This window comes from Streptomyces sp. NPDC049627, assembly GCF_044465645.1.
Lineage (GTDB): Bacteria > Actinomycetota > Actinomycetes > Streptomycetales > Streptomycetaceae > Streptomyces.
Map to the genome: position 1 here is coordinate 59,058 of NZ_JBITLW010000010.1, position 26,870 is coordinate 85,927.

Consider the following 26,870-nt stretch of genomic DNA (forward strand, 5'->3'; position numbering starts at 1 on the left):
TCGTCAGTACTTTCCGGAACTCAACTAGTTCGTCTGTGCCAGCCGGCCCTTGGTAGAGCCGCCCGAGTCGCCCCCGACGCCCTTCTTGATCTCATGTTCCTCGTTGTTGTACCTGTCCCGGACCTTCGAGGTTTTCGTGCTGAAATCGTCGATCAACTCGTGGAGCTTCTTGATGATGCCCTCGATCTTGGTCTTCATTTCGGCCTGAGCCGCGTGGAGATTCTTGGCCTCCTGGAACACAACTTCACCAGAAGTCTGACCGAAGGCGTGTTCCGGAATTGTCGTGTCGTACTTCGACGTGGTGCCGGCTTTGTCCATGTCGTCCAGCAACCGCCAGAGCTTCCGGATGACCTCATCCAGCGCGCTCAGATCAACCCGCATCCCGTTACTCATACCCCGTTGTCCTCTCCCCTGTATCTCAAGTTGTCAGCACCCACTAGGTGCCCAAGTCATGCCCGACCCAGCTACTACCCAGCAGCGCGCCTCGCCCGCACAGCCCCTCCGGACTCCCGGTCCCGCCGACTACGCCAGTCCCGCACAGCCACCCCACTCCCCGCAACCACAAGCGCCAACGCAAGCCCGGTGCCCAGCACATAGATAGCTACCCGGCGCTCCCGCTCCGCCTCGCTCTCGCCCATGGTCACGGCCATCGGCACAACCCCACCGGACCCCGCCACAACCGGCGGATCCGGCTTCGGAGAAGTCCCCGGCTCGGAGTCGTCCGACAACGCGGCGACCGGGTCGACCACGCCCCACCCGATGTACCGGTTGGGCCCCCGCCCCGGCCGCTGGGCCGTTTCCTCGATGCGGGTGGCGATCTGGGACGCCTCCCAGTTCGGGTGCTTCTCCTTCAGCAGGGCCGCGACGCCCGCGACGTACGGCGCCGCGAAGCTCGTGCCGTCGGCGGTGCACTGGCCGCCCGTGGGGACGGTGGAGACCATGCCGACGCCGGGGGCCGCTACGTCCACGAAGTCGCCCGACTGGGAGAAGAAGGCGCGTTCGTCGTTGCGGTCGGAGGCGGCGACCGCCAGGACGCCGTCGTACGCGGCCGGGTACGTCCTCGCGGACTTGCCGTCCGCTCCGTCGTTGCCGGCGGCTGCCACGATCAGGGCGCCTTTCGCCACGGCTGCCGCCACGGCGCCCCGCAGCTCGTCGTTGTCTTCCTTGTTCGCGGTGTCGGAGGAGATGTTGATGATCCTCGCGCCCGCGGCGACCGCGGCGCTGATCGCCTGGGACATCGTGTGCGAGTTGCCCTGCTTCTGGTCCCCGCCCGTGTAGCGGTAGGAGAGGATCTTGGCTTTCGGTGCGATGCCCACGAAGCCCGTGCCGCTGAGCGGGCGGGCGGCGATGATGCCCGCGACCCGGGTGCCGTGACCTTCGATGTCCTTGGTCTCGGAGCCGTCGACGTAGCTCTTGCCGCCTGCTACAGCGCTGGTCAGCTGCTTGTTGGACTTGTCGACGCCGGTGTCGATCACCGCGACCGTGACGCCCTTGCCCGTCGCCTGGCCCCACAGCTGGTCCAGGAGGATCCGCTGGAGCGACCAGGGCGTGGACTTGATGACGTCACCGCCGAAGACGCACTCCGTGCTCGCCAACAGACCGAAGTCGGGGCGATCAGAACCAGAGCCCGAGCCGCCCGAGCCGGAGCCGCCCGAGCCAGGGGCGTCTGAGTCCGCGAGCCGGGTGGGCACCGCCGTGTCCGCCAGTGCCGGCGGCGCGGCGGACGTCGACGCAAGGCAGATCCCCGTCGCCGCAAGCACGCCGAAAACCCGCTGCAGTGCGCGGGTTCCACTGTTGCGGCCGGTGCGGCCGGTGCGGCTACGCGAGCGGGCTGTTCGGCCCTTCACGTCAGGCCCCTCCTGTTCAGGCCCCCCAGGGCTTCCTTGCTGCCTTGCTTCCTTCGAAGCTGAGTCATGTAGGTGTCGCGGGTGTGGCGATGAGTGTGAATGTTTTCGGGATTTGCTGTGTGCAACCCCGAATGTGATGTGTACGACCCTGAAGCAGAGGTCGGCCCAGCGGTCGCCGTGGCGTCCGCTGGGCCGATTCCCTTCATGCCATGTCCCTCGGAGCGCCGACGGGCTCAGCCCCAGGCGTTGGTGTTGCTCTTCTCAGTCGCCTGGTAGTTGTCGGCCGCCGCCTGAAGCGCGGTGGAGATCTTCAGCAGGGTCGCGTGCAGGTCCGCGGCGGTCTTGTCCCACTCGGCCTGCTTGCGCTGGTAGCCCTCCTGCGCCTCGCCTTCCCAGCTGTTGGCGACACGCTTGACGGCGGCCTCGAGGTCGTCCAGCTGCTGCTTGATGCGGCCGGCGGTCGACTTCACGTCCGTGGACGCGTTGGTGATGGTTGCGTAATTGACGAGGATCGACATCGTCATTCCCTTTCAGGAAGAAATCGAAGGAAGTCGGTGGTGAGGATCAGTAAGAGCTGTTGAGCTGAAGCGCTTCGGGGCGCCGGTCGTCGGCGCCGGACCGATGCACTTCAGACCCGAACCGGCTCGATCAGCCGAAGTCCGACATGATCTTGCTGATCTCGGAGTTCTGCTGCTCTTCCGACGCGGAGTAGTTGCTCCGCGTGGAGTCCACGGCTTCCTTGATGTCGTTGAGGATGTCGCTCATCCTCTTCGCATCCGAGTTCCAGCGGTCCTGCAGCTGGCGGTAGGACTGGGCCGCCTGGCCCTGCCATCCGCCGGCGATCTGGTCGATCACTCCGTTGAGGCGGCGGATCTCGCCCTGCAGCTGACCGTTCACGGTGTTGATGTCGCTGGAGAGCTTGGTGAGTTCGTCCTCTGTTACCCGGAACTGGCCGGCCATGATGAACCTTCCCCCATGTCGTCGTTGATCCGGGATACCACTGCCGGTGCCCGGAGGAGCTTCGCACGCTTGAGCGCTGCAAACACTCTATCGTCAGCCTGTCACTCAACCACAGGCAAGACCAATCAGTTACACGGCTCACACACTTGAGCGATCATCCTGTGACACGTACGCCGTCTTACCTTCAAGTGTGCTTGCCCGTACGCCCGTTGGCCGGTCACTGACTCTGCGGCTGCGCCGCGCTCGTCGTGTCCAGCATGGGGCCCTTCGGGATGAACGTCGCCCAAGTCTGCGGTACGAACGCGGGCTTGGAGACGTCCTCGTAGCCCAGCCGGGTGCGCGCCTTGTCCGTCTCGGTCGGTTCGCCGCCTCCCGACGAGCCCGAAGGAGACGACGAAGACGAAGAAGACGACGAACCGGCCGCGCCTCCCTCCGCCTCGCTGTCGTTGCTCGCCGGCAGCGAGTACCTCAGGCCCGTGTCCGTCAGCAGGTACACCGCGCCGCCGCCTCCGGTCGCGCCGGTGATCTCCTGGAAGAGGAGGCCCGAGCCGGAGGAGACGTAGGCACTCAGGGAGTCGGTGATGACCTTCTTGGGGTAGTTGGTGCCGGCCCAGGCGGCGAGCTGCGGCTTGTCGTTCTCGACGGCGCCCTTGTAGACGCTGCACGAGGTGGTGAGGGCCTGGCCGTTCGGCGAGGACGCCGGGTTGGCCTGCCTGGGAACCGTGAGGGGCCAGCCCTTGTCGTCGTAGAAGCGGTCCGCCGAGCCGCCGTTGGCCTCGATGATCTCCGGGGTGCTGGCCTTGACGGGGCTGGTTCCGTCGTGGGCGACCAGCAGGGCGGCGACGAAGGGCGAGATGACGGAGACCTTGTCCTTCAGGACGACGTAGAACTGCTCGTTCTGGGCGTCCCGTGCCCTGAGTACCTGTCCGACCGTGGTCACCCCGGGCAGTCCCTGGACGGAGGTCGCGGCACCGGCGCCCGGGACCGTCGGGAAGTCGATGTCCTGGCCGGGGTTCAGGGTGTTCAGCCACTCCTTGCTGACCGGCTGCGCCTGAGCCGTGGCGCTGCTGCCGATGACCGCGGTGCGCAGCTTCTCCATGGAGGTGTTGTCGAGGCCCGCCTCGCCGCCCAGCCGGAAGCGGGTGCCGTTGCCGTCGACCAGGTACTCGCGTCCGGTCTCGGTTTCCTTGACGTACAGGGCCTCGAGCGGGTTGACCTTCCCCGAGCTCTCGAGCGACTTGGCGTCGTCGGCGTCGAAGACGAAGACGGCGCGGTCGATGGCGCCCTCCTTGCCCGGGGCCGGGCGCTCGCAGACCGCCCAGGTCTTGGGCTTCTGCGCGTCGTCCTTGGAGGGCAGCCGGTCGGGGGCGTAGGGGATGCCGATGGTCGCGCCGTGCCGGATGCCGCTCTTGTCGATCTCCTTGCCGGGGACCTCCAGGACGGTGCCCTTGCCCTTGTCGAGCAGGAGCTTCGCGGAGGCGTAGTTGAGGACCGGGTGGAGGACCTTCTCCACCTTGCCGTCCTTCGGGTCCGGGTCGAGGACCACGTACCGCGTCGTGGAGTCGCTGTCGACGATGATGTACTCGCCCGGCGTGTCCCAGCCCTTGGGCGCCGAGGGCTTGATGACGCCCCAGGCGACGAAGCCGATCACCAGCACCACGCCCACCGCGAGCGAGGGCATCACCGTACGGACGGGACGCGGCGCGCCTTCCTCCGAGCCGCCCGGCGACGGTGCCAGGAACGCCGCGACGGTGCGCTTGCGAGCGAACGTGTAGGCGGCGAGCTCATCCCGACGCTTTGCCATGGTCCCCGTTTCTCCCGTTTGTGATGCTCTGTGATGCTCGATCGTGTTGCGGTACTCGGCGGTGTTCGCGGTGTTCGGCGGTACTCGATCGCGTTTGTGATGAACCCGATCGCGCTCTGAACGCCGCTTCGCCTCACGCAGGCACCTACTATGCCCTGCGCCACGCGACGGTGATTCATCAGGTGTGCGGCCGACCCCGCATCTTCACAGAGCTTCACGACAGCGCTCCACCATGCGGGGCCGGTCCGTGAAACTCTGGTCACCTGGGGTTTCGGTGTCCCCTGTGTCGCCTCGAGTTCCGCAGCGGGTACCGTGAGCCACTCGTATTGCCGATGTGGGCCCGGTCAACGGCCGCTGCATCGAACGGCCATTACTTCGAACGGCCACAACTTCGCGAAAGGGATGTCCCGGGGGATGACCAGCGCTACGAGCACTCGGCGCGGACGCCGCGCACCGCAGCAACAGGGGGGTCCGGGCGGCGGCAGACGTTCGTCGGCTGCCCAGGGCGCCCCGGTGGCCGCATCGCCGCGCACGTTGCCCCGCCCCGGCGGTCTGGGCCCGGTACGGCTGCAGCAACTCATCCTGGTGGAGCTCGCGGCGGCGGTCATGCTGGCCGCCTGGGCCGCCGACCAGTCCTGGCTGCTGGTCCCGGCCGGTGTCGTGGCGGCGCTGCTGCTGCTCCTGGCCGTCCTGCGCCGGGGCCGCCGTCCGCTGCCCGAGTGGTACGAGACGTCGCGCGCGCTGAGGCAGCGCCGGCGCGACGCCAAGGTGCCCGTGCCGCCCGGGACGGACGCGATGCTGGTTCCCGTCGTGGAGTGCGACCCCGCCCTGCGGACGTACAGCTTCGTGTCGCGTGACGACCGGTCGATCGGGATGATCGGCGACGGCACCTTCCTGACCGCCGTGCTCTTCGTGCAGCCGAGCGACGAGCCGCTGCGTCCGGCGGCCGCCGGGCGGCAGTTGCCGCTGCGGCTGATCCAGGACGCCCTGGAGGTGGACGGGATCCGCCTCGCCTCGGTGCAGGTCGTGCAGCACACGCAGCCCGCACCCGCGCCGCACCTGCCGCAGCAGTCGCTCGCCGCACGGTCGTACGGCCCCCTCCAGGCGCAGTCCGGAGCCCCCGCGCTGCGGCTCACGTGGGTCGCCCTCAAGCTCGACCCGGAGCTGTGCCCGGAGGCGGTGCAGGCCCGCGGGGACGGCGTTCCCGGCGCTCAGCGCGCCCTGCTGCGCGTGGCCGACCAGTTGGCGAGCCGCCTGGCCGGCGCCGGCTTCAAGGCGACGCTCCTGGACGAGACCGAGCTGGTGCACGCCCTCGCCACGTCCAGCTGCCTGAACCCGCGCGCCAACGCGCAGCACGGCCAGGACGGGCGGACCCAGCGCCGTACGGTCGAGGCGGTGCGGACCTGGCGGGTCGACGACCGGTGGCACACGACGTACTGGGTTTCCCGGTGGCCGCAGTTGGGCGGCGGCGGTGTGGCGCTGCCGGAGCTGGTGACCCGGTTCACCTCGCTGCCGGTGCTCGCCACGACGTTCAGCATGACCCTGAGCAAGGCCGGCAACCGGGGTGTCTCCCTCTCCGGGCACATCCGCGTCACCGCCCGCGGTGACAGTGAACTCGGCCAGGTGGGACGGGAGTTGGAGCGGGCCGCGAGTGCCGCGAAGGTCGGCCTCGTCCGTCTCGACCGGGAGCAGGTTCCCGGAGCCCTCGCCACTCTGCCGCTCGGAGGTACGTACTGATGTCCTACCCCGCTCCGACCATGCCCCAGGGACAGAACCAGGGACAGGGACAGAACCAGGGACAGCAGGGCCGTAACCCCGGACGTACGCCCGCGCACGTGGCCTCGCCCACCGACACCGGCATGATCCCGATCATCCGGCAGCCGGAGCCGCCGCAGCAGCAACGCCGCATCGTCAGCCCGGGATTCGGGCTGCGCGGGCCGCGCCGCAACCGCCATGTCGTCACCGCCGACGAACTCGCGGCGATCAGCATGCCGCTCGGCGACGACGGCGTGATCATCGGCACCGACCCGGAGTCGCAGCCGGCGGTGCTCGGGCTGTCCCGTCCGACTCCGTTCGACGTCGTCCTCGTGGGTGGTCTGTGGCTCGCCCAGGTGCTGGCGTTGCGCGCCGCCGCGACGGGTGCGCGCGTCGGTGTCGAGACCGGACGTCCGCAGGCCTGGCAGCAGTTGGCCCAGGCGGCCGGCGGCGGCCAGCAGTGTGTGACGGTCTATCCGGTGGGCCGGGTGCCCGCGCAGGGGCCGTCGGTGTCGAGTCCGGTCGTGCTGTTCCGGGACTGCGGTATCCGACCGCCCCGCGGGCGGGTGACGTCCGTGCCGTGGCAGGCCGTGGTGACGGTGCTGCCGTTCGTCAGCGAGCACGCGCCGCGTTGGCTGGCGCAGGCCCATCTCGTCGGGATCCAGCGCATCTCGCCGTACGAGACCGAAGTGGTGAAGGACACGCTGGGTGTTCCCGAGGAGCATCTCCAGCACCTTCCGACCCTTCACGACGGCGTCGCCCTGTGGTGCACTCGCAAGCATCACAAGTTCGTCATGACCGAACCCACGGATGCGGAGACGGGTCTGCTCGGCGTCGCCCGCCGTATGGACTGACGCGTCGCCGGCCTGACGCGGCGTCGTCTCCCGCGGTGGGGGCGGACAAGCGGACAAGTCGTGCCCATAGGGCGTTTCCGTCCGCGCCCATGGGGGCTTTTCCGTCCCGCCATGCGAGTGATTAGGCTTCTGGTGGTGCGGTGACGATCGCAGTCGCGTGGGACTCGCCACTCGGTCCGCCCGGCCGCGACGACGACCAGCTCAGCAGCAGTGGCTGACCAGGAGGCAAGCAGTGAACAGGGATCGGTCCGAGTACAACGGCGGGAGCCCGACCTCGGACGGGGACGATCACGAGGTCGATCTCACCGGCGAGTTCGAAATCGTCTACACGCCTCCCGCCTGGTACGCCCAAGGCACGCAGGGTGGCGCTGCGAGCGGCGGACAGGAGGACCCCGCGCGGACCTCGCCACCACCGCCGACCGGCCCACCCATCGGTTCGCCCACCGGGCCGCCGGGCGGCCCCGCGGCGCAGGGTCCGGCATCGCACGCGTCCGCACCGGCGCAGCCGCCCGCCCAGCCCGCACAACCGGCTCCGGGCGTGCCCGGCGCGAACCAGCAGGGCGCGGTTCCGGGTGGCTACGGCTTCCCGCAGCAGCAGTCCACGCCGGGGGGTGCCCCCGCTGCAGCGCCCGGTGGTTACGGCTATCCCCAGCAGCAGCCCGGGCAGGACACGTCCGGTGGCTACGGCTATCCCCAACAGCCGGGCCAGGACACCTCCGGTGGTTACGGCTACCCCCAGCAGCCCGGCCAGGACACCCCCGGTGGCTTCGGCGCGCCCCAGCCCGGCCAGGACACCTCCGGCGGTTTCGGGGCCCCTCAGCCGGGCGACACGTCCGGCGGTTTCGGCGCCCCCCAGCAGCACACCCCTGCCCAGCCGCCCGCCGCCCCCGCGCAGCAGCACACGCCTGCCCCGGCGCCCGCCGCGCCCGCACAGCCCGCCCCCGCCCAACCGCCCGCCGCCGCGCCCGGCTTCCCCGTGCTGCGCCCGGTCGACGAGGCCGCCCAGGCAGCGGCCGCCCCCGCCCCGACCGCCACCCCGGCGGCCGGTGTCCCGGCGGCGCCCGCACCCGAACAGCCCGCCCCCTCCCAGCCGTTGACTGTGCAGCCCGACGAGCTCAACCACGCCGCCGCCGATGCCGAGGCGGCCCGGCTGTTCGGCGGTGCCGACGACGATGAGCCGGAGGAGCAGCGGAGCGACGAGGCGGAGTCGGGTGACGCCGCCGCGTCCGTGACCGACGCGGAGAGCGACGAGACCACGCCGGCCCAGTCCGACGACTCCCCCGCGCAGCCCGATGCCGAGCCCGAGCCCGCGCCCGGGACTGCTGAAGCGGAGCAGCAGGCAGAGCCGGAGGCGCAGCCCGCCCCGGCCGCCGCGGCCCCGGCACAGCCGCCCACGGCTCAGCCGCAGCCGCCGGCTCAGGGACAGCCCACGGCTCCGCCCCAGCAGCCGCAGGCGCAGCCCGCCGGACAGGTCCCCGCGCCGCCCCAGGCCAACCAGGCGTTGCCTCCGCTGCCCCAGGGCTTCGTGCCCGCGGACCCCGCGCAGGGAGCACCGCAGCAGGCTGGCCACCCGGACCCGCAAGCCGCAGCAGCAGCCGCCGCACAGGCCGCAGCCGCCCAGGCCGGCGGATACGGCTACCCGCAGCAGGCACCCGCCCAGCCGCAGCCCGGCCATCCCGGCCACCCCACCCCGCAGCAGGGCGGGTTCGGCCCGGCCCAGCAGCAGCCCGGCCACCCGGCGCAGCAGCCGCACTACCCGGCGGCGCAGGCCGGACAGCCCGCCCCGGTAGACCCGCGTCAGGCGCCCCAGCCCGCGCAACCGCAACCGCAGCCGCCCGCCCAGCCGCAGGCCGCCGGTTACGGCTACCCGCAGCAGGCACCTCAGCCCGCGCAGCCGCAGGGCGTACAGCCGCCCGCCGGTTACGGCTATCCGCAGCAGGCGCCCGATCCCGCGCAGGCCGGTTACGGCTACCCGCCCCAACAGCAGCCGCAGCAGGCGGGCTACGGCTACCCGCAGCCCGCCCAGCAGCAGCCCGGCCACCCGGCCCAGCAGCCTCCGGTCCAGCCCGAGCAGCAGCAGGCGCCGCAGCAACACCCCCAGCCCAACCCGGCTGTGCCGCCCGCCGCCTACGGCAACCAGGCCCACCAGGGCAACCAGGGCTGGAGCGCCCCGCCCGGACCGCAGGCCGGTCCCGGTGCTCCCCAGCAGCAGCAAGCCGCGCCCGGCACGCCGCTCGGCTACAACGCCGCCGTGGAGCTGTCCTCCGACCGCCTGCTGCGCAACCAGCCGAAGGCCCGCAAGAACAACCAGGGCCCGTCGCGCTTCAAGCTCGGCGCCAAGAAGGAGCTGGCGGAGCGGGAGCGCAAGCTCCAGCTGATCCGTACGCCGGTGATGTCCTGCTACCGGATCGCGGTCATCAGCCTCAAGGGCGGCGTCGGCAAGACCACGACGACCATGTCGCTGGGCGCCACGCTCGCCACCGAGCGCCAGGACAAGATCCTCGCGATCGACGCCAACCCGGACGCCGGCACGCTCGGCCGACGGGTCCGGCGTGAGACGGGTGCGACGATCCGTGACCTGGTGCAGGCGATCCCGCAGCTGAACAGCTACATGGACATCCGCCGCTTCACCTCGCAGGCGCCCTCCGGTCTGGAGATCATCGCCAACGACGTGGACCCGGCGGTCTCCACCACGTTCAACGACCAGGACTACCGCAGCGCACTCGACGTGCTGGGCCGGCAGTACCCGATCATCCTCACCGACTCGGGTACGGGTCTGCTCTACAGCGCCATGCGCGGGGTGCTGGACCTCGCCGACCAGTTGATCATCATTTCCACGCCGTCGGTGGACGGTGCGAGCAGCGCCTCGACGACGCTCGACTGGCTGTCGGCGAACGGCTTCGCCGACCTGGTCCAGCGGTCGGTCACCGTGATCTCCGGTGTCCGCGAGACGGGCAAGATGATCAAGGTGGAGGACATCGTCGCGCACTTCGAGACCCGCTGCCGCGGTGTCGTGGTGATCCCGTTCGACGAGCACCTGGCCGCGGGCGCCGAGGTCGACCTCGAGATGATGCGTCCCAAGACGCGCGAGGCCTACTTCGACCTCGCCGCGCTCATCGCCGAGGACATCGCGCGGACGCAGCAGGGCTTCGGCAACCCGAACATGCAGTACCAGCAGCACCCTCAGCAGGGGTACGACCAGCACCCCCAGCAGGGCTACCCGCCTCAGCAGCAGCAGCCGCAGCACCAGCCCTACGCCCAGCCCGGTGGCGCCCCGCAGCCGGGACAGGGCTGGGGCCAGCCGCCGCAGCAGCCCGCACCGGGCCAGGGCTGGCAGCAGCAGCCGGCGCCGCCCCAGGACCCGCAGCAGCAGCAATCGCAGCAGCAGGGCGTCGTACCGCCCGGCTGGACGCAGCAGTAGCGGTGAACGGCGAAAGGGCGGCCGGTGCGCGACAGGCACCGGCCGCCCTTCGGCGTGGTAGGAACGGCTACTCGGCTGCCGCGATCAGCTCCCGGCAGCGCTTGACGTCCTCGGCCATCTGCTCCAGCAGGGCCTCGAGCGACGCGAACTTCGCCTGGCCGCGCACGAAGGCGAGGAAGTCGACGGCGACGTGCAGGCCGTACAGGTCCAGCCCCACCCGGTCGATCGCGTACGCCTCCACCGTGCGCTCGGTGCCGTCGAACTGCGGGTTGGTGCCGACGGAGATCGCGGCCGGCATCGCCTCGCCCTGGGCGTGCAGCCAGCCGGCGTAGACGCCGTCGGCGGGGATGGCGGTGTGGGGCAGCGTCTCGACGTTGGCGGTCGGGAAACCGAGCTCCCGCCCCCGCTGCGCCCCGCGTACGACGACACCCTCCACTCGGTGCGGACGGCCCAGGATCTCGGCCGCGCCCTGGACGTCGCCCTCGGCGACCAGGCGCCGGGTCAGGGTCGAGGAGAACGGCTCGCCGCCGCCCGCCTCGCCGGTCACGTACAGGTCGACGACCTCGACCTCGAAGTCGTAGATCTTGCCCTGTTCGGCGAGGAACTCGACGTTGCCCGCCGCTCGGTGGCCGAAGCGGAAGTTGGGGCCCTCGACGACCGCCTTGGCGTGCAGCTTGTCGACCAGGACCTTCACCACGAACTCGGCCGGCGACAGCTTCGAGAACTCGGTCGTGAAGGGCAGGATCAGCACCGCGTCCACGCCCAGTTCGCCCATCAGCTCGGCGCGGCGGTGGTGCGGGGCCAGCAGGGGCGGGTGGCTGCCGGGGCGGACGACCTCGCTGGGGTGCGGGTCGAAGGTGACGACGACGGCGGGGACGCCCAGCTCACGGGCGCGGTCCACGGCATGCCGGATGATCAGCTGGTGCCCGCGGTGCACTCCGTCGTAGGAGCCGATGGTGACGACGCTGCGCCCCCAGTCCTGGGGGATGTCCTCCAAGCCACGCCAGCGCTGCACTGTGCCTGCTCCTTGTCGCCAACTCGTCGAACCCGTGTCCGTCTGTGCCTCAGACGCTCTTACGCAGGTCTAAGGGTGCCATGCCGGACGCCTCGGGCCCGCATCGGCATGGTGGCTGTGACCGGGTGCACGTGACGAGGCGCCGGTCATGCGGGAACTCGGACGCCGGACAGGTTCTCGATCATCCGGCGGGTGCTCGGGCCGACGACCGGCGCCCACTCCTGCGGGGCGTCGGTCAGCCACCCGGCGACCCGCCCGGCGAAGCCGGGGACACGGCGGCCCAGGTCGACCAGGCCCCGGTCGAAGCGGGCCGCACCGTCCGGGGTGCGGACGAGGAGCAGGCCGGTGTGGTGGACGAGGCCGCGCAGGTCGTCGTCCGCCCGGTCGCCGCTCCGCTGGACGGTGGCGTGCAGAAAGGCGTCCAGGACGGCGGGGGCGCGTTCGCGGTCGAGGAGGACGTTGCGGAGTTCGCGGCGCAGGGGGCGGGAGGCGGCGGTGCCGGGCAGGGCGAGTACGGCGGCGAGGGCGGCCCGCACCTGCTCCGTGCCGCCGCCCAGCAGATCGGTGACGAGCGGGAGGAGTACGGCGCGTGCGGCGGGGCCCTGGTCGAGGCGCCGGTCGACGTACGCGGCCACGTCGGCGGCGGTCTCGGGGTGCCGCTGGACCGCCTCCCGTACGAGGGCGGCGACGCGCAGGGCGAGACCGGGTGTGGTGACGTCGGCGAGGGTGCGCAGGGCCTGCCCGGGGTCCGGCCGGTTCAGGCGGTCGCGGAAGGCGTCCAGGACCGGTTCGGGGTGGGTGGGCAGGGCGGCGAGCAGGGCACTGGGCGGGAAGTGCGGGTCGGCGTCCGCGAACATGGCCAGGGCCTGCGGGAGGTGGCGGGCACGGGTGTGTGCATCCCGCACGAGCAGGGCGACCGCGCCGCCGTGCAGGGTGCAGTCGGTGGGGCGGGCGAGCAGGGCGAGGGCGGCGTAGCGGAGGAGCTCGCGGTCGGCCTCGGTGTGGACGTGGGGCGCGGCGCGCAGTCCGTAGGCCACCGCGGCGACGCGCCGCCCGGGCCGCTCGTCGTGCGCCCAGCGGTCGACGGCCCGGCACACGGCGGACGGCTCCTCCTCGGCCAGCACGGCGAGGAGTTCGTCGGCCTTGCGGTGCGCGGTGTCGACGAGGGTCTCGGTGAGGTCGTCGAGGGCGCGGTGGCGGTGGGCGTAGAGCAGGGCCTGGGCCGCGCGGGCGACGGTTGCCTGCGGGGTGGCGGGCAGGGGGCGGTCGTCGTCGAACCAGCGGGTGAGGTGGGGCTGTACGGCGGTGGGGGTGGTCGCGAGGAGGTGGGCCGCGGCGTCGAGGTAGCGGGGGGTGCGGGAGGGGGATGCGGTGGATTCGGGCGCGGGTGGGCAGGCCGTGCACCACAGGTGCCCACGGGCCGGACAGCCCCGCCGCGGGCAGGGGGCGGACGGGAGGGTGTCGCTCGGGACGCCGTCTGTCTCGTGTGGTGGGCCGTCGGCGCGGACCAGCTCGCGCAGGAGGGCGAAGCGGTCGGTGTCCGGGAGGCGGAGGGCGGTCCAGAAGTCGGGGTGGAACTCCGGGGGTGCGGGGGTTTCCCGGTGCCGCCAGGCCACGATGCGGTCGGCGAGCAGGCGCAGTACGTCCAGGTACGGCGTCGCGTCGGGGACGCCCAGCAGGGTCTCGGCGAGGAGGCGGGCGGCCCACCAGGAGTGCCGGTCGGCGTCGAGGGCGTGCGTCAACTCCTCCAGGCGGCGGGCGAGTCGGGCGGTGCCGTGCTGGCGGGCCAGGAGGAGCAGGGCCTGGACGACGGGGCCGATGCGGTGGTGCGGCACGGGGACGGGGTGCATGGCGTCGGGTTCGGCGGGGCGGCGGTGGACCAGGGCGCGGAGGGCCTCGTCCAGGTCGAGGTGCATGCCCTGGATCCAGTCGGCGAGTTCCTCGTGGGCGAAGCGGTAGCCGTTGCCGGCGGGGACGAGGAGGCCCTCGGTGAGGACGGCGGAGGCCCAGCCGGTGCCGCCGCCGAGCCTCGCCGGGGCCGGGCCCCAGGGGAACACGTCCTCGAAGGACGGGCGGTCCAGCTCTCCCTGGCCGGGACCGAGGCTGCGGCGGGCGGCCTCGTGGACCTGGCCGGAGACCTTGGCGGCGAGGCGGCGTACGGCGGTGCCGCGGAGGCCGTTCTCGGCGGCGAGGCGGACGGCGATGCGCAGGCACATCAGGTCGAGGTGGGCGGAGAGGACGTCGTCGCGGTCGAGTGGGGGGTGGGGGGTGCCGGGGAGGGCGGCGCGGACCTCGGAGAGGAGGCGCAGGGTGAGGGGGTGGCGGGCGTCCGGGGCGGTCAGGGCCGTTTCCGGGATGCCGTAGCGGATGCGGGCGTGGCGGGCTTCCTCGGGGGTGAGGTCGCCGAGCGGCACGCACGGTGGGAGGCGCCGGGAGCCCGCGGCGGTGCCCTCGAACGCCGGACGGGCCGAGATGCACGGACCGGCGTCGCGCGGCGCAGCCTCCTCGCCCTCCGACTCGCCGGCCTCGTACAGCAATTCCTCCCCGAACTCCGCCCCCGCCCCCTCCCAGTACTCCGCCCTGCACGCCACCACCAACCGCGTCCCCGTCTCCCGCAGCCACCGTGCCGTGCCTGCCGTCCAGTCCGCGAGGCGGTGGGCCAGGAGTGGGGGCATTTCCTCGGGGCCGTCGAGGAGGAGCAGGAGGGGGCGGCCGGTGGTGTGGGAGAGGCGGGCCAGGCGTTCGGGGGTCGTGTCGCCCAGGGTGGTGGGATCGCAGGAGGCCGACGCCGCCACGATGCGGGCCGCCCGGGCCAGTGCCCGGCGCGCGGCGTCGGCCACCGAGGCGTCGTCGTCCTTCAGGTCGGCGCCGCGCAGCCACAGCGTGGGCGCCGGTTCCGGGCCGCGGTGGCGGCGGGCGGCCAGGGCCGCGAGTTCGGTCGTACGGCCGCTGCCGGGAGGCCCGACCAGGCCCAGAACCGCGGCCCCGCTCTCGGCGAAGGCGTCGAACTCCCTTGCCACCGAGGCCCGTTCGACGGGAACCACCGCCCCCGCTCCCCCGGCCTCCCCACGGCCGACGCAGCCGGCCGGCGCCCCGGGCGGACCGTCCTGCCCGACCGACGTGGCCGTCAGCTCCAGTACGCCCGCCAGGTTCAGGTCGGCCCCGTACGCCGGCACGGTCGCCGCGTTCTCCGCGAGCAGCTCGGCCAGCGGGCCGTCGGCCGGAGCGGAGGCCGGCAGCGGCACGGCGAACCCGGCGTCACGGTCACCGGACCGCAGGGCCGTGCCGAGGACGCCCACCACCGTCCCGGTCCCGGCGTCGAGCACGGGCCCCCCGGCCGCCCCTCCGCCCAGCCGCAGCGCATCCCGGCCTGCCGTGCCGATCGCCAACTCCAGGGCGCCGTCGAGCAGTTGGAAGCCGCCGGTCGCCGTGTAGGTCACGGACGCCGCACCCAGTACCCGTGCCACCCGCCACCCGCCGGCCGCGATCCGGACGTAGGCGCCGGTCTCGATCCGCTCCCGCACGGTCACCGGCAGCGGCTGCACGCCCAGGCCCTCGGTGCGTACGAGGGCCAGGTCCAGCTCGGGCAGCGGGGTCACCGCACTCCCGGGAACCACACAGCTCCGCCCGCTCTCGGCAGCGTGCAGGACCAGACGGGACAGCCCGTCGACCACCTCGTGGCTGGTGACGACGGTGCCGTGGTGGTCGGCCACGAAGCCGAGGCCGCGGGGCCGCCCGGCCAGGTCGTGGATGCGGACCAGAGCCTCGTCACGGACCCGGGCGCCCGGGCCGTCTCCGTCCGGGCATGCGTCGCCGTGGGCCTGGGAGCGGCGGGGCTGCCATGCGCAGCCGTCCTTCTCGGACCCGCCCGTCCCGGCATCCCGCGGGCCCCGTCCCGCCATCGTCGAACCTCCCCGCCACGCGCCCGTACGCCCAGACACTCACGCCCCGTTTTTTCGACGGTAGGCACGATGTGATCAGCGGGACAGATCGCTCGGCGAACGCGCCCCCTTCCGCTCCCTCGGTTCACTCCGAGCGCCTGCACGGACGGGTGAACAGACGGGGGTCGCTGGATACACCCTAGGGGTGGGGGAACCGAGGGGGGACCGTGGAGCGGCGGGCAGAGGAGGACCCCGTGGCCGCCGCTCCACGGGCAGGCGTCTCAGCCGAAGACGGCGAGGCTCTTCGCCTTGCCCTTGTGCTGCTCCACGAGCGCGAGGAAACGGCCCTCGGGGTCGAAGACGGCGACGGGTCCGCCGCCGGCGTACTCGTCGGGCATGTCGAGGCGGACGCCGTTCGTCAGCAGGCGGGCGCGCCGGGCGTCCACGTCCCAGCGCGGGAACGCTGCCGCGGCGGCCTCGGCGATCGGCATCACCGTCAGCTCCTGCTGAAGCTGGTCCAGCGTCTTCGCCGAGTCCAGCTTGTACGGGCCGACGCGGGTGCGGCGCAGCGCCGTGAGGTGGCCGCCGACGCCGAGGTCGGCACCGAGGTCGCGGGCCAGGGCGCGGATGTAGGTGCCGGAGGAGCAGACCACCGACACGACCAGGTCGAGAACGGCGGTGCCGTCGTCGGCGACGGCGTCCCGGACGTCGTACACCGAGAAGGACGAGACGGTGACCGGCCGGGCGGGGATGTCGAAGTCCTCGCCGTCCCGCGCCCGCTTGTAGGAGCGCACGCCGTCGATCTTGATGGCGCTGACCTTGGACGGCACCTGCATGATGTCGCCGGTGAGCTTGGCGATGCCGGCGTCGATGGCGTCGCGGGTGACCTTCGAGGCGTCGGCCGACCCCGTGATCTCGCCCTCGGCGTCATCGGTGACGGTGGTCTGGCCGAGGCGGACGGTGCCCAGGTACTCCTTCTCGGTCAGGGCCAGATGACCGAGGAGCTTGGTCGCCTTCTCGACGCCGAGGACGAGGACGCCCGTCGCCATGGGGTCGAGGGTGCCGGCGTGCCCGACGCGGCGGGTGCGCGCGATGCCGCGCATCTTGGCGACCACGTCGTGCGAAGTGAAGCCCGACGGCTTGTCGACGATGACAAGGCCGTCGGGCGTGGTGTGCTTCTGCGTCATTCCGCGGTGTCGCCGTCCGTCTCGTCCTCGGAGCCCGGCTTGCGGTACGGGTCCGCCTCACCGGCGTACTTCGCGCCCGCGGACACCTCGCGCACCTTCTCGTCGGACTGGCGCGCCTTGTCGAGGAGGTCCTCGATGGTGCGTGCGGTGTCCGGCAGGGCGTCGGCGACGAAGGTGAGGGTCGGCGTGAACTTCACGCCCGCGGCGGCCCCGACGGCCGAACGGAGCACGCCCTTGGCGCTCTCCAGTCCGGCGGCCGCTGCCTTGCGCTCCTCGTCGTCCCCGTACACCGTGTAGAAGACGGTCGCCTCCCGCAGGTCACCCGTGACCCGGGTGTCCGTGATGGTGACGTGCGAGCCGAGCCGCGGGTCCTTGATCCCGCGCTGCAGCTTCTGGGCCACCACCTCTCGGATGAGGTCCGCCAGCCTTTTCGCCCGCGCGTTGTCGGCCACTGGTCCGTCTCCCGTTCTTTCTTCTTCTCGTTCTGTGGTCAGTCGTCGTCGCCGTGGAAGCGGCGTCGCACGGACAGCAGCTCCACCTCGGGGCGGCCGGCGACCAGCCGTTCGCACCGGTCGAGTACGTCGCTGAGGTGCCCCGCGTCGCCGGAGACCATCGCGAGGCCGATGAGGGCCCTGCGATGGAGGTTCATGTGGTCGACCTCGGCCGCGCTCACCGCGTACTTCCGCTGGAGTTCGGCGACGATCGGGCGGACGACGGAGCGCTTCTCCTTCAGCGACCGTACGTCGCCGAGGAGGAGGTCGAAGGACAGAGTCCCCACGTACATGTGTGTAGCCGGTTCACCCGCCGGTACGGGATCGATGGCCCTGCGATCGGTAGGGGCAGGGACATCAAGAACGGTACCGCGAACCCCCGGGGAGGCTCGACGGAGTTTCCGCTCGGCAAACGGCGCACCGGCCGACGGGACCGAAGTCCCGTCGGCCGGCACGAACCGTCGGCTGCTTACGCCCGCGGCTTCTCGCGCATCTCGTACGTCGCGATGACGTCGTCGACCTTGATGTCGTTGAAGTTGCCGAGGTTGATACCGCCCTCGAACCCTTCGCGGATCTCGGTGACGTCGTCCTTGAAGCGACGCAGGCCCTCGATGGTGAGGTTCTCCGCGACGACCTTGCCGTCGCGCAGGAGGCGCGCCTTGGTGTTGCGCTTGACCTCGCCGGACCGGATGAGCACACCGGCGATGTTGCCCAGCTTGGACGACTTGAAGACCTCGCGGATCTCCGCCGTACCGAGCTCGACCTCTTCGTACTCCGGCTTGAGCATGCCCTTGAGGGCCGCCTCGATCTCCTCGATCGCCTGGTAGATGACCGAGTAGTACCGGACGTCCACGCCCTCGCGCTCCGCCATCTGCTGCGCACGGCCGGCCGCCCGGACGTTGAAGCCGATGACGATGGCGTCGGAGCCCATGGCCAGGTCGATGTCGGACTCCGTGACCGCACCGACGCCGCGGTGCAGGACGCGGATGTCGACCTCTTCGCCGACGTCCAGCTGGAGCAGGGAGGACTCGAGGGCCTCGACGGAACCAGAAGCGTCGCCCTTGATGATCAGGTTCAGCTGCTGGACCTCGCCGGCCTTCAGCACCTTGTCCAGGTCCTCCAGGGACACGCGGCGCGTGCGCTTCGCGAAGGCCGCGTTGCGCTCGCGAGCGGCACGCTTCTCCGCGATCTGGCGGGCCGTACGGTCCTCCTCGACCACAAGGAAGTTGTCGCCCGCACCCGGGACGTTGGTGAGGCCCAGGACCTGCACCGGCGTCGACGGGCCGGCCTCGGTGACGAGGTTGCCGTTGTCGTCGTGCATGGCGCGCACACGGCCGTAGGCGTCGCCCACGACCATCGTGTCGCCGACCCGCAGCGTGCCTCGCTGGACGAGGACCGTCGACACGGCACCGCGGCCGCGGTCGAGGCGGGACTCGATCGAGATGCCCTGCGCGTCCTGGTTCGGGTTGGCCCGCAGGTCGAGCGAGGCGTCGGCGGTGAGGATCACGGCCTCCAGCAGGGAGTCGATGTGCAGACCCTGCTTGGCGGAGATGTCGACGAACATCGTGTCGCCGCCGTACTCCTCGGCCACCAGCCCGTACTCGGTGAGCTGACCGCGCACCTTGGTCGGGTCGGCGCCCTCGACGTCGATCTTGTTGACCGCGACGACGATCGGGACCTCGGCCGCCTTGGCGTGGTTGAGCGCCTCGACCGTCTGCGGCATGACGCCGTCGTTGGCCGCGACGACCAGGATCGCGATGTCGGTCGACTTCGCACCACGGGCACGCATGGCGGTGAACGCCTCGTGACCCGGGGTGTCGATGAAGGTGATCTTGCGCTCTTCGTCGTTGACCTCGGTCGCGACCTGGTAGGCACCGATGTGCTGGGTGATGCCGCCGGCCTCGCCCGCGATGACGTTCGTCTTGCGGATGGCGTCGAGCAGTCGGGTCTTACCGTGGTCGACGTGACCCATGACGGTGACGACCGGCGGGCGGACCACCAGGTCCTCCTCGTCACCCTCGTCCTCGCCGAACTCGATGTCGAAGGACTCGAGCAGCTCGCGGTCCTCCTCCTCCGGGCTGACGATCTGAACCGTGTAGTTCATCTCGTCGGCGAGGAGCTGGAGCGTCTCGTCGGAGACGGACTGGGTCGCGGTGACCATCTCGCCGAGGTTCATCATGACCGCGACGAGCGACGCCGGGTTGGCGTTGATCTTCTCCGCGAAGTCGGTGAGCGAAGCACCGCGCGACAGGCGAATGGACTCGCCGTTGCCGCGAGGCAGCATCACGCCGCCGACCGACGGGGCCTGCATGGCCTCGTACTCCTGGCGCCTCTGCCGCTTCGACTTGCGGCCACGACGCGCGGGACCACCGGGACGGCCGAAGGCACCCTGCGTGCCACCACGGCCACCGGGGCCGCCGGGACGACCGCCGAAGCCGGGACGACCGCCGCCGCCACCGCCGGGACCACCGGGACGGCCGGCGAAACCGCCGCCACCGCCACCGGGACCGCCGGGACGACCGGCGAAGCCGCCACCGCCGCCGCCACCGGGACGACCGGCGAAGCCGCCGCCCGGACGACCGCCGCCGCCACCGGGACGACCGCCGCCACCGGGACCACGGCCACCGGGGCCACCGCCGCCGGGACGCGGGCCGGCAGCAGGACGCTGCGGCATCATGCCGGGGTTCGGACGCGGACCGGCGGGACCGCCGCCGGGACGCGGGCCGCCGCCCTGCGGACGGGGCATGCCGCCCGGCGTGGGACGCGGGCCGCCCGGAGCCTGCGGACGGGGACCGCCCGCCGCGCCCTGGGGACGGGGACCGCCCTGGCCCTGCGGACGCGGAGCGCCGCCGGGAGCGCCGGGGGCACCGGGGCCGCCGGGACGCGGGGCACCGCCCGGACGGGGCGCCTGCGGGCGCGCCATGCCGGTGGAGCCACCAGAGGTGAAGGGGTTGTTGCCCGGACGGGGACCGGCCGGACGGGCACCGGGACGCGGGGCGCCGCCACCCGGACGCGGAGCGCCGGGACGGTCGCCGCGGTCACCACGGCCCTGGCCGCCCTGACCGGGACCACCCGGACGCGGGGCGCCGGGACGCGGGGCCTGACCGGCCGGACGCGGGGCGCCCGGACGCGGGCCGGAGCCCTGGGACGCAGCCGGTGCGGCGGGAGCCGACGGGGGTGCCGTGAACTCGGGCGTGGTCGGAGCCGGGGACGCCGGGGCGGGCCGCGGCGCGGGCTTCGGGCCCGGAGTGGGACGGGGGCCGGGAGTGGCCGGCGCGGCGGGAGCCGCGGGCTTCTCGGCTGCGGCCGGCTTGGGGGCCGGCGGGCGCGGGGCGGCCGGACGGGCAGCCTGCGCCGGAGAGGGGGCTGCCGGCTTCGCCGGGGCAGCCTTGCGGGCGGGGGCGGGCTTGCCGCCTCCGCTGCCCTGCTGGAGGGCGTCCGTCAGCTTGCGGACAACGGGCGCTTCGATGGTCGAAGACGCCGAACGGACGAATTCACCGAGTTCTTGGAGCTTGGCCATGACGACCTTGCTCTCAACCCCGAACTCCTTGGCGAGTTCGTATACCCGGACCTTAGCCACTTCGCTCCTTTTAGGTCCGGGTTGCGGCCGGACCGTCGCTACTTCATGGGCGTACTCATCGCGTACTCATCGAGTGCTCATCGCAATCTCGACCTGCTTTCGACTCGCGAGGTACCAGGGCCGCACGGGGTTCCGTACGACGCTTCTTACGGTGTTGCCTGCTCAGCAACTGTTGTCTGCTCGACGTACCGGCGCAACGCCTTTGTGTCGAGCGCTCCCGGGGCGCGCAACGCCCGCGTGAACGCCCGGCGGCGTACCGCCTGGTCGAGACAGACCAGTGCGGGGTGTACGTACGCACCCCGGCCGGGCAGCGTACCGCGATGATCAGGGACGCACTCGTCCTCGATCGCCACGATGCGCAGCAGATCAGCCTTGGCCGCTCGCTCCCGGCACCCCACACAGGTGCGTTCAGGGCATGCGCGGACGCGTGTCCGGCCAGACACAGTTAAGTCTACCTCCCCGTACGCTCCTCACCCCTTTGGGGCAGGATTCGAACAGTTGCCGGGCGATAACCTGACGTGATCTAAGCGGCCTGCGGCCTGGATCTATTCCCCGGCCTGCTCGGTGTCCGGACGGATGTCGATCCGCCAGCCGGTGAGCCGGGCCGCGAGGCGGGCGTTCTGCCCTTCCTTGCCGATGGCCAGGGACAGCTGGTAGTCGGGCACGGTCACGCGCGCGGAGCGGGCCGCCATGTCCACGACCTCCACCTTGGAGACCCGGGCCGGCGAGAGCGCGTTCGCCACCATCTCGGCCGGGTCGTCCGACCAGTCGACGATGTCGATCTTCTCGCCGTTCAGCTCGCCCATGACGTTGCGCACCCGGCCGCCCATGGGGCCGATGCAGGCGCCCTTGGCGTTCAGGCCGCTGCGGGTGGACCGTACGGCGATCTTCGTGCGGTGACCGGCCTCACGGGCGATGGCGGCGATCTCGACGGACCCGTCGGCGATCTCCGGCACCTCCAGGGCGAAGAGCTTCTTCACCAGGTTCGGGTGCGTGCGCGACAGGGTGACGGACGGGCCGCGGACGCCCTTCGCCACCCGTACGACGTACGACCGAAGCCGCATGCCGTGCGGATACGTCTCGCCCGGCACCTGCTCCTGGACCGGCAGGATGGCCTCCAGCTTGCCGATGTCCACGAGCACGTTCTTCGGGTCGCGGCCCTGCTGGACCACGCCGGTGACGATGTCGCCCTCGCGGCCGGCGTACTCGCCGAGCGTCGCGTCGTCCTCGGCGTCGCGCAGCCGCTGCAGGATGACCTGCTTGGCGGTGGTGGCGGCGATACGGCCGAAGCCGGACGGGGTGTCGTCGAACTCGCGGGGCTCCTGCCCCTCGTCGAGGTCCTCGGGATCCTCCTTCGCCCACACGGTCACATGCCCGGTCTCCCGGTTGAGCTCCACGCGCGCGTGGCGGCGGCTTCCCTCGGTGCGGTGGTAGGCGATGAGGAGGGCCGACTCGATCGCTTCGACCAGCAGGTCGAAGGAGATCTCCTTCTCCCGTACCAAGCCCCGCAGGGCACTCATGTCGATGTCCACGGCTACGCCTCCTCTTCCTTCTCGTTCTTGCTGTCTTTCCGGCTGAACTCGACCTGCACGCGCGCCTTGGCGATGTCGGGGAAGCCGAGTCTGCGGCTCGTGGCCTTGCGGCCCTTCACTCCGGGCACTTCGAGGTCGAGACCGTCGTCGTCGACCTTCAGGATGCGGGCCACCAGCTCGCCGCCCTCGGCCAGTTGGAACTTCACCAGTCGGTCGACGGCACGCACGTAGTGCCGGTGCTCCGTGAGGAGGCGTTCCGCGCCCGGGGTGCCGACCTCGAGGGTGTACTCGCCCTCGCCCATCGCGTCCGTCTCGTCGAGCTTCGCCGAGAGCGCACGGCTCACATCGGCGATTTCGTCCAGGTCCGCCCCGGTGTCGGAGTCGACGACGACGCGCAGCACGCGCTTGCGTCCGACGGAGTCCACTTCGATCTCTTCGAGGTCCAGGCCCTGGGAGCTGACGAGGGGTTCCAGCAGTTCTCGCAGCCTCTCGCGCTGGGTGGTGCTCATCCGGGTGACTCCTCGGCCGCGTGTGCTGTTGTGGGATGGGTCGCGTGTCTGGTCAAAGGGTATCCGGTCGCAGGGAGTGTTGCCGTCCACCTGCATGTGAACGGTGCCGCTGAGTGATGCCGTCCGGTGGCGCGGGTACGGTGATCACGGGCCTGCGGCCCGCTGGTTCCGCAACTGCTTTCATCACTGCCTTCGTAACTGCTTTCGTACGAGTTCCCCGAGGACGTCTGCCGTGCCGTACCCCTCGCCGCCGCGCTCCCCCTCGGGGCCGCGCAGAAGAACCCTGCTCGCCTCGGCCGCCGGGGCGGCCCTGCTCGTGGGCTGCTCCTCCGGGCCGGAGAACTCCGAGGACTCCACGGGCACCGCGAGCGGCACCCCGTCGCTCACCGAGCGGACACGCGCGCGTGCGGCCCGGGACAGCGAGGGGCTGATCGAGCGGTACGACGCGGTGCTCGCCGCCCATCCCGGGCTGGCGGAGCTGGTGGGGCCGTTGCGGGCGGAGGCCGTACGGCATGCGGAGGCGTTCGGCGGCGGCCGGCGGGCCTCGGCCGGTGCGTCACCATCGGGGTCGCCGTCGGTTCCGGGTTCGCCGTCGCCTTCGGGATCGCCGTCGGCCGCAGTGCCCCCGAACGAGAAGGAAGCCCTCACCGAGCTCGCCGCCGCCGAACGGGCCCTCGCGGACCAGCGGGCGACGGCACTCCTCGATGTGCCGGGCGAGCTGGCGCGGCTGCTGGCCTCCGTGGCGGCGGCCGGGGCCGCGCACGCGTTTCTGCTGACGGAGGGGGCCAAGTGAGCGGGTCGAGCGAGAGCGGGAAGAAGCAGCGGCTGACGGCGCTCCAGGCGGCGCTCGCCGCCGAGCACGCGGTCGTGTACGGGTACGGCGTCGTCGGCGGCCGGATCCGCGAGGGGCGGCGCTCGGAAGCACGCGCGGCGTACGACGCGCACCGGGCGCGGCGGGACGCGCTGGCGCGCGAGGTGCGTGACCTGGGCGCCGAGCCGGTCGCCGCGAGCGCCGCGTACGCGCTGCCGTTCCCGGTGCCGGACTCGGGCGCGGCCGTGCGGCTCGCCGCCGAGCTGGAGGCCCGGGTGGCCGGGGTGTACTCCGACCTGGTACGGGCAGCCGAGGGTGAGCTGCGGGGTACGGCGGCCGAGGCGCTGCGGGAGGCGGCGGTGCGGGCGGTGCGCTGGCGGGGCGAGAGCGTAGCCTTCCCTGGGCTCGCCGAGCGGGCGGGCACCGCGTCGGCGTCGGCGGCGCCCACCGCGTGACGTGGGCCCACGGAGCACGTACGGCAGTACGGGAAGGGAACGACTCGCGCATGGCTTTCGAACCGCCGCAGCGTCTGGTCAGGGCGCTCGGTGAGACGGCACCCAACGGTGACGACTGGTTGGAGAGGCTGCCGGAGGCGGCCGGCCAGGCCGTCGCGCTACGCGAGTTGACCGTTGAGCGGGTGCAGGTGCCCGGCGGGCGCAGCAGCCTGGTCGTCCTGGTCCGGCGCCCGGACGGGACCCCCGCCGTGCTGAAGCTGGCCCCGCCCCGGGCCCGCCCCGAGAGCGAGCGGGCGGCACTCGCCCACTGGGGCGGACTGGGCGCGGTACAGCTTCTGGAACCTGTCGTGACCGAGGGCGTACTGCTGCTGGAGCGGCTGCATCCGGATCTGTCGGTGCGGTCGCTGCCGGAGGCGAAGGCGCTGTTGGAGGCGGCGGGGACGTTGCGGCGGCTGTGGGTGGAGCCCCCCGCCGGGCATGTCTTCGAGACGGTGGCCGAGCGGACGGGGCGGCAGGCTGAGGCGATGCGGGCGACCGCGTCGGCGCATCCCGAGGTGGCGCCGCTGGTCGACGCCGCGCTCGCCGCACGCGAGGAGCTGCTGGCCGCGCCGCCCGAACACCGGCTGCTGCACGGGACGTTCCGGCAGAGCAAGGTGCTGGCCGGGGAGCGGATGCCGTGGCTCGCGGTGGGGCCGGACCCGGTGGTCGGCGAGTGCGCGTTCGACCTCGCCCGGCTGGTGCGGGACCGGGTGGAGGACCTGATCGCCCAGCCGTCGGGAGCGGCGACGACCCGGCGGCGCGTGAAGCGGCTCGCGGAGTCGCTGGACGTCGACCAGGAGCGGCTGCGGGGCTGGACGCTGTTCCGGGCCGTGGAGTCCGGGGTCAGGGCTCGCAGGGTCGGACGGCCGCAGGACGCCGAGCTGTTGCTGGAGTTCGCGGGGTGGCTCTGAGCGTGCCGGTGCGGGTCCCGGAACCGGAACCCGCACCGTGGGCCTGTCCTATGCGGTGAGGCGCGCGATCGCCTCGTCGACCGTGAGCTCCTCGCGCTCGCCGGTCCTGCGGTCCTTCAGCTCCACCACGCCCTCGGCCGCGCGCCGCCCGGCCACCAGGATCTGCGGTACGCCGATCAGCTCGGAGTCGGTGAACTTCACGCCCGGCGAGACACCCGCCCGGTCGTCGCACAGGACGCGCAGGCCGGCCGCCGCCAGCTTCTCGGAGACGTCGAGGGCCAGTTCGGTCTGCAGGGCCTTGCCGGCGGCGACGACGTGGACGTCGGCCGGGGCGACCTCGGCGGGCCAGCACAGGCCCTTGTCGTCGGCGGTCTGCTCGGCGAGGGCCGCGACCGCGCGGGAGACGCCGATGCCGTAGGAGCCCATGGTGACGCGGACCGGCTTGCCGTTCTGGCCGAGGACGTCGAGCTTGAGGGCGTCGGCGTACTTGCGGCCCAGCTGGAAGATGTGGCCGATCTCGATGGCGCGGTCCAGCTTGAGGCCGGTGCCGCACTTGGGGCAGGGGTCGCCCTCCTGGACGACCACGACGTCGACGTACTCGTCGACCTCGAAGTCACGGCCCGCGACGACGTTCTTCGCGTGCGTGCCCTCCTTGTTGGCGCCGGTGATCCAGGCCGTGCCGGGGGCCACGCGCGGGTCGGCGAGGTACTTGACCTTCTCACCGAGGCCCTGCGGGCCGACGTAGCCGCGGACCAGGTCCCGGCGCTCGGCGAAGTCCGCCTCGGTGACCATCTCGACGACGGCCGGGGCGAAGTGGGCCTCGACCTTGTCCATGTCGACCTCGCGGTCGCCGGGGACACCGACGGCGACGATCTCGCCGTCGACCTTGACCAGCAGGTTCTTCAGGGTGGCGGAGGCCTCGACGCCGAGGTGGGCGGCGAGGGTCTCGATGGTGGGGGTGTCCGGGGTCGGGATCTCCTCGAGCGCGGCCACGCCCGTGGCGTCGACCGGCTTCAGCTCGTAGGTGATCGCCTCGGTGTTGGCCGCGAAGTCGCAGTTCGGGCAGTCGGCGAAGGTGTCCTCGCCGGCCTCGGCCGGGGCGAGGAACTCCTCCGACTTCGAGCCGCCCATCGCGCCCGCGGTGGCGGCGCAGATGCGGTAGTCGAGGCCGAGGCGCTCGAAGACGCGCTGGTAGGCCTGGCGGTGCAGGGCGTAGGACTGGGCGAGGCCCTCGTCGGCGGTGTCGAAGGAGTAGGAGTCCTTCATCAGGAACTCGCGGCCGCGCAGGATGCCGGCCCGCGGACGGGCCTCGTCGCGGTACTTGTGCTGGATCTGGTACAGGATGACCGGCAGGTCCTTGTAGGAGGACGCCTGGTCCTTCACCAGCAGGGTGAAGATCTCCTCGTGGGTCGGACCGAGCAGGTAGTCGCCGCCCTTGCGGTCCTTGAGGCGGAACAGCTCCTGGCCGTACTCGTCCCAGCGGCCGGTCGCGTCGTACGGCTCACGCGGCAGCAGCGCGGGGAGCAGGACCTCCTGGGCGCCGATGGCGTCCATCTCCTCGCGGACGATGCGTTCCACATTGGCGAGGACCCGCTTGCCGAGGGGCAGCCAGCTCCAGATACCGGCGGCGGTGCGGCGGACGTAGCCGGCGCGCACCAGCAGCTTGTGGCTGAGGACCTCGGCGTCCGCCGGGTCGTCGCGCAGCGTCTTCGCCATCAACTGGGACATGCGCTGGACCGGTGCGTTCGCCATCGTTCTCGTACTCCTGCCGGGTTTGGGTTATGGCAGGAGGTTAGCCGGGTGGGAGGGGGCGGTGGA

General features: G+C 72.1%; 21 protein-coding genes. 6 read left to right on the plus strand and 15 right to left on the minus strand.

Annotated elements, in window-relative coordinates; translation table 11 throughout:
- Positions 1-24: 24 nt before the first annotated feature.
- The 5 genes from ACIBU0_RS26720 to eccB all read right to left on the minus strand — a co-directional run bounded on the left by ACIBU0_RS26720 (position 25) and on the right by eccB (position 4,611).
- On the minus strand, positions 25-393 hold the full coding sequence (locus ACIBU0_RS26720) for a hypothetical protein (protein WP_398822958.1): 369 nt from the start codon (positions 391-393) through the stop codon (positions 25-27).
- Between the two features lie 74 nt (positions 394-467).
- Entirely contained in the window at positions 468-1,847 is a 1,380-nt protein-coding gene (mycP, locus tag ACIBU0_RS26725; RefSeq protein WP_398822961.1) for a type VII secretion-associated serine protease mycosin, read from the minus strand.
- A 233-nt stretch (positions 1,848-2,080) separates the two neighbouring features.
- Positions 2,081-2,371, minus strand: a complete 291-nt coding sequence (locus tag ACIBU0_RS26730; protein WP_398822964.1) for a WXG100 family type VII secretion target — start codon at positions 2,369-2,371, stop codon at positions 2,081-2,083.
- 124 nt (positions 2,372-2,495) lie between these two features.
- The gene (locus ACIBU0_RS26735) at positions 2,496-2,807 is read right to left on the minus strand and encodes a WXG100 family type VII secretion target (protein ID WP_398822967.1); all 312 of its coding nucleotides are present in this window, start codon (positions 2,805-2,807) and stop codon (positions 2,496-2,498) included.
- Between the two features lie 217 nt (positions 2,808-3,024).
- Positions 3,025-4,611 (minus strand): type VII secretion protein EccB, encoded by a 1,587-nt coding sequence (gene eccB / locus ACIBU0_RS26740; RefSeq protein ID WP_398822970.1) that lies wholly within the window; start codon positions 4,609-4,611, stop codon positions 3,025-3,027.
- Between the two features lie 414 nt (positions 4,612-5,025).
- On the opposite strand from eccB, the gene eccE reads away from it, so the two are divergent.
- The 3 genes from eccE to ACIBU0_RS26755 all read left to right on the plus strand — a co-directional run bounded on the left by eccE (position 5,026) and on the right by ACIBU0_RS26755 (position 10,641).
- Entirely contained in the window at positions 5,026-6,348 is a 1,323-nt protein-coding gene (gene eccE / locus ACIBU0_RS26745; RefSeq protein ID WP_398822973.1) for a type VII secretion protein EccE, read from the plus strand.
- Entirely contained in the window at positions 6,348-7,220 is an 873-nt protein-coding gene (locus ACIBU0_RS26750; protein WP_398822976.1) for a hypothetical protein, read from the plus strand. The genes eccE and ACIBU0_RS26750 overlap by 1 nt, the downstream gene beginning before the upstream one ends.
- Before the next feature lie 232 nt (positions 7,221-7,452).
- Entirely contained in the window at positions 7,453-10,641 is a 3,189-nt protein-coding gene (locus ACIBU0_RS26755; protein WP_398822979.1) for an SCO5717 family growth-regulating ATPase, read from the plus strand.
- Positions 10,642-10,708: 67 nt separating this feature from the next.
- Here ACIBU0_RS26755 and ACIBU0_RS26760 read toward each other — a convergent pair whose 3' ends face one another.
- The 9 genes from ACIBU0_RS26760 to rimP form a co-directional block, all read right to left on the minus strand.
- Positions 10,709-11,656 carry a bifunctional riboflavin kinase/FAD synthetase gene (locus ACIBU0_RS26760; protein ID WP_398822982.1) on the minus strand — a complete coding sequence of 316 codons (948 nt, stop codon included), beginning with the start codon at positions 11,654-11,656 and terminating at the stop codon, positions 10,709-10,711.
- A gap of 146 nt (positions 11,657-11,802) precedes the next feature.
- On the minus strand, positions 11,803-15,558 hold the full coding sequence (locus tag ACIBU0_RS26765) for a trypsin-like peptidase domain-containing protein (protein ID WP_398822985.1): 3,756 nt from the start codon (positions 15,556-15,558) through the stop codon (positions 11,803-11,805).
- A 260-nt stretch (positions 15,559-15,818) separates the two neighbouring features.
- Positions 15,819-16,724: a tRNA pseudouridine(55) synthase TruB gene (gene truB / locus ACIBU0_RS26770; protein WP_398822988.1), complete on the minus strand. Its 906-nt coding sequence runs from the start codon at positions 16,722-16,724 to the stop codon at positions 15,819-15,821.
- Positions 16,721-17,176: a 30S ribosome-binding factor RbfA gene (gene rbfA / locus ACIBU0_RS26775; protein ID WP_398822990.1), complete on the minus strand. Its 456-nt coding sequence runs from the start codon at positions 17,174-17,176 to the stop codon at positions 16,721-16,723. Before rbfA ends, truB begins: the two co-directional genes overlap by 4 nt.
- Positions 17,177-17,214: 38 nt before the next feature.
- On the minus strand, positions 17,215-17,508 hold the full coding sequence (locus ACIBU0_RS26780; RefSeq protein WP_398822993.1) for a DUF503 domain-containing protein: 294 nt from the start codon (positions 17,506-17,508) through the stop codon (positions 17,215-17,217).
- Between the two features lie 176 nt (positions 17,509-17,684).
- Positions 17,685-20,795, minus strand: a complete 3,111-nt coding sequence (infB, locus tag ACIBU0_RS26785; protein WP_398822996.1) for a translation initiation factor IF-2 — start codon at positions 20,793-20,795, stop codon at positions 17,685-17,687.
- Between the two features lie 146 nt (positions 20,796-20,941).
- Positions 20,942-21,238, minus strand: a complete 297-nt coding sequence (locus tag ACIBU0_RS26790; protein ID WP_398822999.1) for a YlxR family protein — start codon at positions 21,236-21,238, stop codon at positions 20,942-20,944.
- Between the two features lie 102 nt (positions 21,239-21,340).
- Positions 21,341-22,327, minus strand: a complete 987-nt coding sequence (nusA, locus tag ACIBU0_RS26795) for a transcription termination factor NusA (protein WP_398823002.1) — start codon at positions 22,325-22,327, stop codon at positions 21,341-21,343.
- 2 nt (positions 22,328-22,329) lie between these two features.
- Positions 22,330-22,836, minus strand: coding sequence for a ribosome maturation factor RimP (gene rimP, locus ACIBU0_RS26800; protein WP_398823005.1), 507 nt, complete (start codon positions 22,834-22,836; stop codon positions 22,330-22,332).
- 232 nt (positions 22,837-23,068) lie between these two features.
- Here rimP and ACIBU0_RS26805 point away from each other — a divergent pair, with 232 nt between their 5' ends.
- The 3 genes from ACIBU0_RS26805 to ACIBU0_RS26815 are packed head-to-tail and all read left to right on the plus strand — an operon-like array spanning position 23,069 to position 25,052.
- Entirely contained in the window at positions 23,069-23,629 is a 561-nt protein-coding gene (locus ACIBU0_RS26805) for a hypothetical protein (protein ID WP_398823008.1), read from the plus strand.
- The gene (locus tag ACIBU0_RS26810; RefSeq protein ID WP_398823011.1) at positions 23,626-24,102 is read left to right on the plus strand and encodes a ferritin-like domain-containing protein; all 477 of its coding nucleotides are present in this window, start codon (positions 23,626-23,628) and stop codon (positions 24,100-24,102) included. The genes ACIBU0_RS26805 and ACIBU0_RS26810 overlap by 4 nt, the downstream gene beginning before the upstream one ends.
- 50 nt (positions 24,103-24,152) lie before the next feature.
- Complete coding sequence (locus tag ACIBU0_RS26815; RefSeq protein WP_398823014.1) at positions 24,153-25,052, plus strand: aminoglycoside phosphotransferase family protein; 900 nt, start codon at positions 24,153-24,155, stop codon at positions 25,050-25,052.
- Positions 25,053-25,100: 48 nt separating this feature from the next.
- Here ACIBU0_RS26815 and ACIBU0_RS26820 read toward each other — a convergent pair whose 3' ends face one another.
- Entirely contained in the window at positions 25,101-26,804 is a 1,704-nt protein-coding gene (locus ACIBU0_RS26820) for a proline--tRNA ligase (RefSeq protein WP_398823017.1), read from the minus strand.
- Between the last annotated feature and the right edge of the window lie 66 nt (positions 26,805-26,870).